11 protein-coding genes are annotated in these 12,238 nt (G+C 64.0%); 9 read left to right on the forward strand and 2 right to left on the reverse strand.

The genetic code is table 11. The annotated features are described in order from the left end of the window. Both Q0S16_RS04615 and Q0S16_RS04620 read left to right on the forward strand, forming a co-directional pair. Window positions 1-701 (forward strand): phosphodiesterase (locus Q0S16_RS04615; protein ID WP_295845574.1); only part of this gene is annotated, 701 nt, incomplete at its 5' end. After that, complete coding sequence (locus Q0S16_RS04620) at window positions 701-1,687, forward strand: YbhN family protein (RefSeq protein ID WP_295845577.1); 987 nt, start codon at window positions 701-703, stop codon at window positions 1,685-1,687. The genes Q0S16_RS04615 and Q0S16_RS04620, both read left to right, overlap by 1 nt. Here Q0S16_RS04620 and Q0S16_RS04625 read toward each other — a convergent pair. Further along, window positions 1,671-2,372 (reverse strand): class I SAM-dependent methyltransferase, encoded by a 702-nt coding sequence (locus Q0S16_RS04625; protein WP_295845580.1) that lies wholly within the window; start codon window positions 2,370-2,372, stop codon window positions 1,671-1,673. The two genes, Q0S16_RS04620 and Q0S16_RS04625, sit on opposite strands and share 17 nt — an antisense overlap. Before the next feature lie 160 nt (window positions 2,373-2,532). On the opposite strand from Q0S16_RS04625, the gene Q0S16_RS04630 reads away from it, so the two are divergent. From Q0S16_RS04630 to Q0S16_RS04640, 3 genes are all read left to right on the forward strand, one after another. Beyond that, entirely contained in the window at window positions 2,533-3,762 is a 1,230-nt protein-coding gene (locus tag Q0S16_RS04630) for a BtaA family protein (RefSeq protein WP_295845583.1), read from the forward strand. Between the two features lie 66 nt (window positions 3,763-3,828). Further along, entirely contained in the window at window positions 3,829-5,121 is a 1,293-nt protein-coding gene (locus tag Q0S16_RS04635) for a L,D-transpeptidase family protein (protein ID WP_295845585.1), read from the forward strand. A gap of 130 nt (window positions 5,122-5,251) precedes the next feature. Continuing rightward, a complete protein-coding gene (locus tag Q0S16_RS04640; protein WP_295845586.1) occupies window positions 5,252-5,575 on the forward strand; it encodes a hypothetical protein in 324 nt (107 codons plus the stop codon). 58 nt (window positions 5,576-5,633) lie between these two features. On the opposite strand, the gene Q0S16_RS04645 is transcribed toward Q0S16_RS04640, so the two are convergent. Further along, window positions 5,634-6,794, reverse strand: a complete 1,161-nt coding sequence (locus tag Q0S16_RS04645) for an OpgC domain-containing protein (RefSeq protein ID WP_295845588.1) — start codon at window positions 6,792-6,794, stop codon at window positions 5,634-5,636. Window positions 6,795-7,018: 224 nt separating this feature from the next. On the opposite strand from Q0S16_RS04645, the gene Q0S16_RS04650 reads away from it, so the two are divergent. The 4 genes from Q0S16_RS04650 (at window position 7,019) to Q0S16_RS04665 (ending at window position 12,074) form a co-directional block, all read left to right on the forward strand. Then, window positions 7,019-7,324: an ETC complex I subunit gene (locus tag Q0S16_RS04650; RefSeq protein ID WP_295845590.1), complete on the forward strand. Its 306-nt coding sequence runs from the start codon at window positions 7,019-7,021 to the stop codon at window positions 7,322-7,324. A gap of 231 nt (window positions 7,325-7,555) precedes the next feature. Then, window positions 7,556-9,160 carry a carboxyl transferase domain-containing protein gene (locus Q0S16_RS04655; RefSeq protein WP_295845592.1) on the forward strand — a complete coding sequence of 535 codons (1,605 nt, stop codon included), beginning with the start codon at window positions 7,556-7,558 and terminating at the stop codon, window positions 9,158-9,160. A gap of 2 nt (window positions 9,161-9,162) precedes the next feature. Then, window positions 9,163-11,175, forward strand: coding sequence for an acetyl-CoA carboxylase biotin carboxylase subunit (locus tag Q0S16_RS04660; RefSeq protein WP_295845593.1), 2,013 nt, complete (start codon window positions 9,163-9,165; stop codon window positions 11,173-11,175). After that, entirely contained in the window at window positions 11,172-12,074 is a 903-nt protein-coding gene (locus Q0S16_RS04665) for a hydroxymethylglutaryl-CoA lyase (RefSeq protein ID WP_295845595.1), read from the forward strand. The genes Q0S16_RS04660 and Q0S16_RS04665 overlap by 4 nt, the downstream gene beginning before the upstream one ends. Window positions 12,075-12,238 lie beyond the last annotated feature (164 nt).

Consider the following 12,238-nt stretch of genomic DNA (forward strand, 5'->3'; position numbering starts at 1 on the left):
GGCCGGATCTGGTGGTGATCTCCGGAGATCTCGCGGACACGCCGACTGCCGGGGAATATGACCACCTCCGGCAATTACTGGCACCGCTTCGAATTCCCTTCATCAGCATTCCCGGCAACCATGATTCGCGCGACCTGATGCGTGCGGCGTTTCCGGACCAGGCCTATGCCGCCACCTCCGGCGCGCTCAACCAGATGCGTCAGGTCGAGGGGCTCGACATCGTGCTGCTCGATTCCAGCGTGGCCGGCCAGCCGCATGGCGAACTGGAAACCGGGACCCTGCGGTGGCTGGAGGCGACCTTGTCATCCGCGCAGCGTCCGGCGCTGCTATTCCTGCACCATCCGCCGTTTTTGACCGGCATCGAGCATATGGACGTGCAGAACCTCTTCAACGCCGATGAACTGGAGCCGCTGCTGCGCAACCACCCCCGCGTGCGATTGCTGGCCGCCGGCCATGTTCACCGCGCGACGCTGACGATCTTCGCAGGCGTCGCCGCCACGATCTGCCCGGCGCCGAATCACGCTGTTGCCCTTGACCTTGGCGAATTGATCGAGCCGTCATTCACGGTCGAGCCGCCGGCGTTTCATCTGCACGCCTGGTTTCCCGCTGATGGTTTAGGCCGGCTCGTCACCCACCAAATGCCGATCGGGGAATTCGACGGTCCGCATCCGTTTTTCGGCCCTGACGGCAGATTGCTGTGATGACCGCCGCACTGTCTGCGATCCGGGACTGGGGCAGGCGCTTCGGTTGGAAGAGCCTTGGCTTTGCGATCAGTCTCGCGATCGCCGTGATCGCCTTCATGGCGCTCAGCAGCGCGCTGAAGGGCGTCGATTTCGCCGAGGTGCTGGTCGCCGTGCAGCGGACGTCGCCCGCCAGCATCGCGCTGTCGCTGGCACTGGTCGCGATCTCCTATGGCAGCCTGACGCTGTATGACCGCTTCGCACTGCGTATTCTCGGCCGTGGCGACATTCCGTTCCGCGTCGCGGCGCTGGCGAGTTTCACCAGCTTTCCGATCGCGCACGGCACCGGCGCCGTGCTGCTGGTGTCATCGGCGATCCGCTATCGCATCTATGCGCGCTATGGCATCGGCGTCGCCGACGTCGCGCGCATCAGCTTTCTCACCGGCCTGACCTTCTGGCTTGGCAACCTCACGGCGCTCGGCCTCAGCGTGCTCCATGAGCCCGACGCGATCAGCCGGATCGACCGTCTGGCGCCCGTCCTCAATCAGTCGATCGCGGCCGCCGCGTTGCTCGGCATCGTTTTTTATATCGGCTGGACCTGGCGCGGCAACCGGGTATGCGGCCGTCGCGGATGGTCGGTGCCGCTGCCGAGCGGGCGCAACGTGTTCCTGCAGATCGGCATCGGTCTGATCGACCTCGGCGCCGCGGCGCTGGCGATGTATGTGCTGATTCCCGAGGCGCTGGATATCGGCATGGCGCGGGTGATGGCGGTGTTCATCGCCGCCACGTTGCTCGGCTTTGCCAGCCACGCGCCGGCCGGGATCGGCGTATTCGACGCCACGATCCTGATCGGACTGGGCGGCGAGCACCGCGAGCAGTTGCTGGCGGTGCTGCTGCTGTTCCGGCTGTTCTATCATCTGACGCCATTCGTCCTGGCGCTGCTGTTGTTCGGCGCGGTCGAGGCGCGCCGTGCCGTCGGCCGCCGCAGGCTCAGCGGTCCCGGCTAGGCATCGTCAGCATGGCGGATTGCGCGTAGCCGCGGAACGGGCGCTCGAAAGCAAGCTCGGCCTTGTGACGGCTCGCTACCTTGGTCAGGACATCCTGCAAATCCTGCCGCGGCGTGACGTCGAACAGCGCCAGCCAGCGCAGCAGAAAATGACGTGCCATGCGCGGCAGCCGATCCTGATCTCCGAAATCGACGATGTGCAACTGGCCGCCCGGCTTGAGCCGCAACACCGCATTGTCGAGCACGGCGTGCCAGTCGGGAATCATCGACAGGCTGTAGGAGATCATGATGTGGTCGAAGGCCGACACGCGAAACAGCGCCGCCGGGTCGAACGCGGTGGCGTCGCCATGGGCGACACGCACGCCGTCGCCGAGGTTCCGGCGTTTGATCGCGGCGATCGCCGTGGTCAGCATCTCGGTGGAGATGTCGATGCCGTAGAACAGGGCATCCGGATATTGGCGGGCGGCATGGATCAGGTTGCGGCCGGTACCGCAGCCGATCTCCAGCAAGGTGGCACCGGCGGCGGGCTTCAGGCCATCGATCAACTGATCGCGGCCGAGCAGATAATAGCGTCGGGTCGCATCATAGATAAAGCGCTGCCAGCGATACATCCGGTTCATGCGCCGCGTCGCTTCCGTCGGCCATGAACGTTCGGCGCCATCGTCGTAATCGGAGACAATCGTCATGGTATCACCTCATGGCATCCGCACAGGCACCATGCTTTTCATCGCAACACGACGGAGGTGTGACAGGGCAATGCGGCGTTTTGCACAAAACAGGATGTCCGTGTCGCAAAACCGCAGTCTACGATTGATAATTGTTTCAAATGGTGGATTCGAGGAACCGATGAACACGCATTTGATCGCCGACGCCGTTCGCAACAGCCGGACGCATGAAGAAGCCACACTCTGGGACCGGCTGTTCGCGTTCTGGTTTCGTCGTCTGGTCTATACCCAGATATGGGAAGATCCCGAGGCTGATCTGGCGGCGCTGCGGCTTCCCGAAGGCGCGACCATCCTCACCATTTCAAGCGGCGGCTGCAACGCGCTGTCCTATCTCGCCGCCAAGCCCGCCCATATCTATGCGATCGATCTCAATGAGGCGCATCTGTCGCTGCTGAAACTGAAGCTCGCCGGCCTGCGCGCACTGCCGGACTATGCGACGTTCTGGAAATTCTTTGGCGAAGGCAACGCGCTCGATAATGCCGCGATCTATCGCGACCGGCTGCGCCCCGCGCTCGACGCCGAGGCGCGCGGCTATTGGGACGAACGCGATGTCCGCGGCAAGCCACGTTATTCCTATTTCACCGACGGCTTCTTCCGTCACGGCGCGCTCGGCCGCTTCATCGGCTTCGCGCATCAGCTGGCGAAGATCGCGCGCATCGATCTTGGCGCGCTGCTGAAGGACGATGCGAAGTCTCCGGCGCGGATTCGGGCGCTCGACAAATTGCACCGGCTGTTTCACTCGCGCCTCGCCCGGATGATGACGCGCACGCCTGCGCTGTTGTTCAGCCTCGGTATCCCGCCACAGCAGCGCAGTTTGCTGGGCGGCGATCAGCCGCTCAACGAGGTGCTGCACCAGCGGCTGTTGCGGCTGATCGACGTGCATCCCAACGACACCAATTATTTCGCCTGGCAGGCGCTTGGCCGCGGCTATGTCGGCCCCGGCGACAAATGCCTGCCGCTCTATCTGCAGCAGAGCCGCTTTGCCAGCATGGTGAAGGGCGCGGGACTCGTGACGCCGGTGCACGCCAATCTGCGCGTTTTCCTGGAGAGCCTGCCGGCGCGGCAGATCGATGCCGTGGTGCTGCTGGATTCGCAGGACTGGATGGCGCCGGATGAAATCCGCGCGCTGTGGAATGCGATCGACCGCGCCGGCAATGACGGCGTCCGCGTGATCTTCCGCACCGCCGGCGCGGAGTCGCCGCTGGACGGCGCGGAGATGGCTTCGCTCCGCGATACCTGGCAGCGCGACGCGGCGCGCAGCGAAGCAGGGCTCGCTGCGGACCGCTCCGGCATCTATGGCGGATTCCATCTCTACACGCGCAGGGCGCAGGGAGACGGCCAGCCACGCTGACGTAGTTAACGAATCGTTTCCGGTCTCGATCTATTCTGCCGCACGCATGACGGGCAGGGATCGACAATGAAACGCACGATGATGGTGTTGACGACCCTGATGCTGCAAGGTGGCATCGGAGCGGCGCGGGGGCAGGCGGTCGGCACGGTGGCGCCGGTCTCCGCCGCGGCGAAGACTTCCGAAGTGGCCGCTGCGCTGACGCCGGAAGCCCGCTCGGCCGCGGCGCTGGCGCAGTCCAGCGAAGCGACCTTCGATCCCGGGTCCGCGCGCCGCCTCGTCGAGGCGATCGAGGCCTATTCGCTGATCGAGAAGCTTGGCGGCTGGCCGCAAATTCCGACCGACGCCAAATTCGCCATCGGCACGGCCGGTCCGCGGGACGAAATGCTTCGCAACCGGCTGGTGATTTCCGGCGACCTCGCTTCGTCGGAAGCCAAGGGACCGTTTGACGCCGCGCTGGTGGCTGGTGTGAAGCGTTTCCAGACCCGTCACGGCTTGCTGGCAACCGGCAATGTCGGTCCGCGCACGATGGTCGCGTTGAACGTCCCCGTGACCAAGCGCATCGAGCAGCTCGAGGCATCCTTGCAGCGCGTCGGCGCGATCGGCTTCAAATTCGGCCCGCGCTATGTCGTCGTCAATCTGCCGGGCGCCTATGCCGAGGCGGTCGAGAACGACATCGTGGTGCGGCGCTATCGGGTGATCGTCGGCAAGACCGACAAGCCGTCGCCTACCGTGACGTCGGAGATCGGCACCATCAATCTGAATCCGACCTGGACGGTGCCGGCGTCGATTACCAGGAACGAAGTCGCCGCGCATATGCGCAAGGACCCGACCTATCTCAGCCGCATGCACATGCAGGTGCTGGATTCGAAGGACGGCGTGCTTGATCCCTCGGGCATCGACTGGTCGGCCGACAAGACGCCGAACGTCACGGTGCGACAGGAGCCGGGGGCGTGGAATGCGCTCGGCCAGTTGCGGATCGACATGCCGAATGCCTATGCGGTCTACATGCATGATACCAACCAGAAGAACCTGTTCAGCGATGATTACCGCTTCGATAGCCATGGCTGCGTCCGGGTCGACAATGTCCGCGATCTCGCCACATGGCTGCTCGAGGACACGCCGAACTGGGGGCGCCCCGAAATCGATGCGGCGATTGCCACCGGGCAACGTCAGGATGTCAGGCTGGTGAAGAAGGTGCCGGTGGCGTGGATCTATCTCACGGGGTGGATGAGCCGCGACAATGTCGTGCAGTTCCGCCGCGACATCTACGATCAGGATGCCCAGCTGCTGGAAGCCACGGCCGAGCAGAAGGCGTTCTTCGATCGCGCCAGCGAACCCGCCTTGACGCGATCGAACTGATCGGGCCGAGCCTCGCGGCCGTTCAGCGCCGGTTCATTCACGCATGGATAGGTTGATTTTGGAACATGGCCAGCCGCCGCAACCATTCCCAGAACGGCGCGTTCCAGATGCCTAACGAGGAGTTTTTGAAATGAAGTTGAAATATGCGTTCGCCGGTCTGGTTGCGCTCGGCGGAGTTGCTTTCGCGGCGGGATCGGCGTCGGCGATGCCGAACGGACTTGTCGTGGTAAACGGCGCCGGTCCGGCTGGCCATATCGAACAGGTTCGGCTGGTCTGCGACGAATATGGCCGCTGTTTCCGGCGCCCGAATTACGGCTATGGCTATGGCGGCCCGCGTTATTATGGCGGTGGCCCCCGCTATGGATTTCGCGGCGGCTATGATCGTCCGCGTCGCGGCTATGGCTATGGTGGCGGCTACGGTTACGGCGGTGGCTATGGCGGTGGCCGCTGGTAGGCGGCAGACGTCGCAGCGAGATCGGGGAGGGCCACAAGCCCTCCCTTTTTCGTGGCGCTCAGGCCGCGTTCGACGTCGATGACGGCGGAGCTGGCTTCGGCAGCGGCTTGTCCTGCTTCTTCGACCACGAAATATAATAGGCCACGCAGCTCATCAGCGCGAGGCCGGAGGCGCTGACGAACAGCTGGGCCATCAGCGAGCCCGAACTCATCATCAGTTGGAAGTGGCCGACGAACGACAGGAACACGCCGACGCAGAACACCGCCAGCGATTGCTGGCCGCATTTGATCAGTGGCTGGAAGATCCGCCACTGCAGCCCGGGCCATTCCTTCGAGACGAACCGCGTCACGAAGAAGGCGATGATGACGAAATGCAGCACCCGGTACGGCGCGAGGTTGGTCTTGTCATTGGGATTGAAGGCTTCGAACAGCCATTCCGGCATCATGTGGCCGTAATCCGGAAACCGCCCGGCCATGGTCATGACCAGCGAGAACACCAGATAGGCCAGACCGAAATACAGCAGCACTTTCGATTTGATCACCGAGCGCGATTCGACCGCGCCGCCGAGTGCGAACCAGGCGCCGAACACGAACAGCAGCTGCCAGGTATAGGGGTTGAAATACCATGAGCCGGACGGATAGGCCGCCAGGTTCCAGCCAAACTGGCGGGCGGCGAAATACAGCGCCAGCGAGGCCAGCATGGTCAGGTCCGGCTTGCGCAGCATCATCCACAGCACCGGCGGGAAGAACCCCATCAGCACGATATATAGCGGCAGCACGTCGAGGTTGAGCGGCTTGAATTTCAGCAGCAGGCCCTGGGTCAGGGTCTGGATCGGGTTGTCGACCAGGCCGGCGACGTTGAACTCGTTGATGATGTCGGGATCGTTGTAGCGCTGCGCGACATAGCCGATCGCCGCGATGTAGATCACGAACAGGATGACGTGCGCGACGTAAAGTTGCCAGACCCGTTTGAACAGCCGGGTGGCGCCGACGATGAAACCGCGCTCCAGCATCATCTTGGCGTAGACGAACGAGGCGGTGTAGCCGGATATGAACACGAACAGGTCGGCGGCGTCTGAAAAGCCGTAATTCCGGGTGGTGATCCAGTTCACCACATTGTCGGGGATGTGGTCGAGGAAAATGGCCCAGTTGGCGATGCCGCGGAACAGGTCCAGCCGCAGGTCGCGTCCTTTGGGGGGGAGAATGGCCTGGATGTCCATGGGAGCCGTTCGATTGCGGAATTCAGGGCAGGGGTGGTGGAAAGCAATATAGGGAGATAACCAGTTCCGCGCCCCGATTGTCACGACGCCGCGGAAAGATTATACCAAACTCCAAGAGCCGCCTAACGGCGGAATCACGTTCTGTACGTGACAATTAACTACATCGAGACCGCCGGTTCCACCAATTTGGCGCAATGTCGCATCTTTTCAGGCTGTAGCATCAAATGACCGCACGCATCTTCAAGGCCGCCAAGAACGCGATGCAGGCCGGCCTCGCCAAGACCCGGGAATGGCAGCTGGATTACGAGCCCGAGCAGGCCCGGGTGATCGAGCCGCTGATGGGCTGGACCTCCTCCGGCGACATGAAGCAGCAGCTCAGCCTGCATTTCGAGAGCAAGGATGAGGCGGTCGCCTATTGCGAGCGCGAGGGTATCGCCTATCAGGTGATCGAGCCCAAGGTGCGGGCGCCGCGCACGATCGCCTATTCCGACAATTTTGCCTTCCGCCGCACCGAGCCCTGGACGCACTAGCCGTTCGCAGGGTGGGTTAGTCGCCTGCGTAGGGTGGGCAAAGGCGCTCTCGCGCCGTGCCCACGCGTTGCTGCGTCCAGAGAATAGGTGGGCACGCCGCGCTTTGCCCACCCTACAGACAATCTCCGAAAGTTAGGGTTGCGCGCGACCTCCTGGCAGTGACACCATCGCGGCATCCCCCGTCACGGGGCGCGTCAATAATAAAAACAAAAATGCAGGAAACGGAAGCCGATGCCGCTTCGCTCGACCCTCGATGCCACCTCGTCCGATTTCAAGCGTAACGTGGAAGCCATGCAGGCGCAGCTCGCGGAGCTGCGCGACAAGCTCGGCGCGGTCGCCGGCGGCGGCGGCGAGGCCTCCCGTGCCAAGCACACCGCGCGCGGCAAAATGCTGGCGCGCGAGCGCGTCGATCTGCTGATCGATCCCGGCACCGCCTTCCTGGAACTGTCGCCGCTCGCCGCCCACGGCCTCTACGGTGGCGACGTGCATTCCGCCAGCCTGGTCACCGGCATCGGCCGCGTCGCGGGGCGCGAATGCATGATCGTCGCCAATGATGCCACCATCAAGGGCGGCACCTATTATCCGATGACGGTGAAGAAGCATCTGCGCGCGCAGGATATTGCACGGCAGAACAACCTGCCCTGCATCTACATGGTGGATTCCGGCGGCGCCTTCTTGCCGCAGCAGGACGAGATCTTTCCGGACGAGCGCCATTTCGGCCGCATCTTCTATAATCAGGCGCAGATGTCGGCGCAGGGTATTGCGCAGATCGCCATCGTGATGGGCTCCTGCACCGCGGGCGGCGCCTACGTGCCGGCGATGTCCGACGAGAGCATCATTGTGCGCAACCAGGGCACCATCTTTCTCGGCGGCCCGCCGCTGGTGAAGGCGGCCACCGGCGAAATTGTCACCGCGGAAGAACTCGGCGGCGCCGACGTGCATTCGCGGCAGTCGGGGGTCACCGACCATTATGCGCAGAATGACGGCCATGCCATCGGCATCGCACGCAAGATCGTCGCCACCCTGAAGCCCGCGCAGCGTGCCGACCTCAATTCGCAGCCGCCGCGCGATCCGCTGTATTCGGCTGACGAACTCTACGGCGTGATTCCCGCCGACGCGCGAAAACCGTTCGACATGCACGATATCATCGCGCGGATCGTCGATGGCTCCGAATTCGACGAGTTCAAGAAGCTGTATGGCACGACATTGATCTGCGGCTTCGCGCATATCTGGGGTTTTCCGGTCGGCATCATCGCCAATAATGGCATCCTGTTCAGCGAATCCTCGCTGAAGGGCGCGCATTTCATCGAGCTGTGCTGCCAGCGCGACATCCCGCTGGTGTTCCTGCAGAACATCACCGGCTTCATGGTCGGCAAGAAATACGAGGCCGGTGGCATCGCCCGCGACGGCGCCAAGCTGGTCACCGCGGTGGCGACCGCCGGCGTGCCGAAATTCACCGTCGTGATCGGCGGCTCCTACGGCGCCGGCAATTACGGCATGTGCGGCCGCGCCTATTCGCCAAGGTTCCTGTGGATGTGGCCGAACGCCCGCATCTCGGTGATGGGCGGCGAGCAGGCGTCGATGGTGCTGAGCAGCCTGCGCCGCGACAATATCGAGGCCAAGGGCGGCACCTGGTCGGCGGAAGAGGAGGAAGCCTTTCGCAAGCCGACCCGCGACCAGTTCGAGACCCAGGGCAGCCCGTATTACGCCACCGCGCGGCTGTGGGATGACGGCGTGATCGATCCCGCCGATACGCGGCTGGTGCTGGGGCTAGGCCTGTCGGCCTCGGCCAATGCGCCGATCGAACCGACCCGCTTCGGCCTGTTCAGGATGTGATGATGACTTCACCCGCACTGTACCAGCGTTTTCGCACGCTGCTGATTGCCAACCGCGGCGAGATCGCCTGCCGTGTCATTCGCACCGCCCGCGCCATGGGGCTGCGCAGCGTCGCCGTCTATTCCGATGCCGATCGCGATGCGATGCATGTCGCCGAGGCGGATGATGCCGTATGGATCGGCGCCGCCCCGGCACGCGAGTCCTATCTCGACATCGCCAGGGTGATCGCGGCCGCGCGGACCAGCGGCGCCGAGGCGATCCATCCCGGTTACGGCTTTCTGTCGGAAAGCGCCGACTTCGCGCAGGCCTGTGCCGATGCCGGGCTGGTCTTTGTCGGCCCGACCGCCGCCATGATCACCGCGATGGGCTCGAAGTCGGGCTCCAAGCAATTGATGGAGAAGGCCGGGGTGCCGCTGGTGCCGGGCTTCCATGGCGAGGCGCAGGACGAGGCGACGCTGGCGGAAGAGGCTGGCAAGATCGGCTTTCCGGTGCTGGTCAAAGCCTCCGCCGGCGGCGGCGGCCGCGGCATGCGCGTGGTGCGCTCGGCTGGCGAACTCGCGGCCGCCATCGTCAGCGCCAAGCGCGAGGCGAAAGCGGCGTTCGGCGACGACCGCATGCTGATCGAGAAATATGTCGATAACCCCCGCCACATCGAGGTGCAGATCGTCGGCGACAGCCATGGCAATTTGGTCTCGCTATTCGAGCGCGAATGCACGCTGCAGCGCCGCCACCAGAAGGTGATCGAGGAGGCACCATCGCCGACGCTCGATGCGGCCCAGCGCGAAGCGGTCTGTGTTGCGGCACGACAAGCGGCGGCCGCCGTCAGCTATGTCGGTGCCGGTACCATCGAATTTGTCTCCGACGGCAAGGATGTGTTCTTCATCGAGATGAATACCCGCTTGCAGGTCGAGCATCCCGTCACTGAGTTGATCACAGGCATCGACCTCGTAGAGTGGCAGTTGCGCGTCGCGTTCGGCGAGACGCTGCCGCTGGCGCAGGACCAGATCAAGCTCAACGGCCATGCCATCGAGGCGCGGGTCTATGCGGAAAACCCGCACAAGAATTTCATGCCGTCGGTTGGTCGTATCACCACTTGGCGGACGCCGGGGGAAACCAACGGTCTGCGTATCGATGCCGGCTATCGCGAGGGCGACAGCGTGTCGCCGAATTACGACGCGATGCTGGCAAAAGTGATCGCCTGGGCGCCGACGCGCGACGCCGCGATCGACCGCCTTAACCGCGGCCTGGAAGACACCGACGTCCGTGGCATCGTCACCAACATCCCGTTTTTGTCGGCGCTGGTGACGCATGCCGACGTTCGCGCCAACACCATCGACACTGGCTTCATCGAGCGCGAACTGGCGGCGCTCACGCCGCCGGCAGCCGCGCCCGGCGACCTCGAATGTTGCGCCGCTATTGCCGCGATCATCGGCGCCGAACAGGCCGCGCAGTCCGGCGTCACCTCGCCGTGGCAGACGGCGGGCTGGATGCCGGTCGGGCGGCGGCAACGCGTGTTCGAATTTCGCCATGGTGTCGATCAGCACAGGGCCGTGCTGCATTATGGCAATGGTCCGGCGCGGATCGTCATCGGCGATCGGGCATTTGCCTTCACGTCGTCGGTCGCCCGCGACGGTCATTTCGATCTGACGCTCGACGGAACGCGCTCCCGCATCGTGGCCGTGATCGAAGGCCACGAACTCTATCTGCGGACGCGGAACGGCCGGTTCGATATCCACTGGGTCGATCCGTTTGGCGGCGACGACGAGGAGCAGGTCGGCGATGACAGGATCGTGGCGCCGCTGCCCGGCACCGTCGTGGCGCTGCTGGCCGAGCAGGGCGCGACGCTGGAGAAGGGCGCGGCGATCCTGACCCTCGAAGTCATGAAGATGGAGCAGACGCTTCGCGCGCCATTTGCCGGCGTGCTGACGCGGCTCAAATGCAAGGTCGGCGACATCGTCCAGGAAGGCGTCGAGCTCGCGGTGGTTGAGCCGTTCACGGAAGCCAAGCCGGCATGAGCAATTCCGTTCGCATCATCGAAGTCGGTCCGCGCGACGGACTGCAGAACGAGCAGATGCCGGTCAGCGTCGAGGCCCGCATCGGTTTTGTGAAGGCGCTGTTCGCCGCCGGGCTGCACACGATCGAGGTCGGGTCGTTCGTATCGCCGAAGGCGATCCCGAAGATGCAGGGCTCGGACCAGGTATTTTGCGGCGTGCGCGATCTGCCCGGCGAATTCCACGTGCTGGTGCCCAATGAGAAGGGCTATGAGGGCGCACGGGCGGTCGGTGCAAAAGTTATCGCGGTATTCGCCTCGGCCTCCGAGGGATTTTCCCGCGCCAATATCAATTGCTCCGTCGCGGAGTCGATCGAGCGCTTCAGGCCGGTGATCGAACGTGCCAGGGCGGATGGCATCAAGGTGCGCGGCTACGTCTCCTGCGTGCTCGGCTGTCCCTATGATGGCGATATCGCTCCGAACTCTGTGGTCGATATCTCGAAACGGCTGTGGCAGCTCGGCTGCTACGAGGTCTCACTTGGCGACACCATCGGCGTCGGTACGCCAACAAAGGCGCGGCAGCTGCTCCGCGCGGTCGCCGGCGAGGTGCCGATGCAGAATCTGGCGATGCATTTTCATGACACTTACGGCCAGGCGCTGGCCAATCTCTATGCCGGACTGGAGGAGGGCTCTCGCATTATCGACAGCGCCGCCGGCGGCCTCGGCGGCTGCCCCTACGCGCCCGGCGCCACCGGCAATGTCGGTACCGAGGATGTGGTCTACATGCTGGAAGGCATGGGGATCGCGACGGGCGTGGATATGGAGAAACTGCTCGCCGCCACCAACACCATCAGCGCGCTGATCGGCCGCCCGCCGGTCAGCCGGGTGGCCGCGGCGTTGAATGCGAAGGCGCGAGCGAGGTAGTAAAGCCCGTCATTGCGAGTTTGCGACCGGCCTTTTGGCTGATCCTGAGATATGAAAGATCGGACTCGTGTCCCGGACGCGGTGCGGCATTCTCAGGCGATGCCCTTGCATCGCCGCCATGCCGCTCCGCGGAGCCGGGACCGTATCAGGCAACGACGTTTTTG

It is taken from the genome of Tardiphaga sp., from assembly GCF_025356345.1.
GTDB lineage: Bacteria > Pseudomonadota > Alphaproteobacteria > Rhizobiales > Xanthobacteraceae > Tardiphaga.

Bases quoted from the DNA above. Each gene is read 5' to 3' on its own strand.
- Q0S16_RS04620 (WP_295845577.1), top strand. From the start codon at position 701: ATGACCGCCGCACTGTCTGCGATCCGGGACTGGGGCAGGCGCTTCGGT.
- Q0S16_RS04625 (WP_295845580.1), bottom strand. From the start codon at position 2,372: ATGACGATTGTCTCCGATTACGACGATGGCGCCGAACGTTCATGGCCG.
- Q0S16_RS04630 (WP_295845583.1), top strand. From the start codon at position 2,533: ATGAACACGCATTTGATCGCCGACGCCGTTCGCAACAGCCGGACGCAT.
- Q0S16_RS04635 (WP_295845585.1), top strand. From the start codon at position 3,829: ATGAAACGCACGATGATGGTGTTGACGACCCTGATGCTGCAAGGTGGC.
- Q0S16_RS04640 (WP_295845586.1), top strand. From the start codon at position 5,252: ATGAAGTTGAAATATGCGTTCGCCGGTCTGGTTGCGCTCGGCGGAGTT.
- Q0S16_RS04645 (WP_295845588.1), bottom strand. From the start codon at position 6,794: ATGGACATCCAGGCCATTCTCCCCCCCAAAGGACGCGACCTGCGGCTG.
- Q0S16_RS04650 (WP_295845590.1), top strand. From the start codon at position 7,019: ATGACCGCACGCATCTTCAAGGCCGCCAAGAACGCGATGCAGGCCGGC.
- Q0S16_RS04655 (WP_295845592.1), top strand. From the start codon at position 7,556: ATGCCGCTTCGCTCGACCCTCGATGCCACCTCGTCCGATTTCAAGCGT.
- Q0S16_RS04660 (WP_295845593.1), top strand. From the start codon at position 9,163: ATGACTTCACCCGCACTGTACCAGCGTTTTCGCACGCTGCTGATTGCC.
- Q0S16_RS04665 (WP_295845595.1), top strand. From the start codon at position 11,172: ATGAGCAATTCCGTTCGCATCATCGAAGTCGGTCCGCGCGACGGACTG.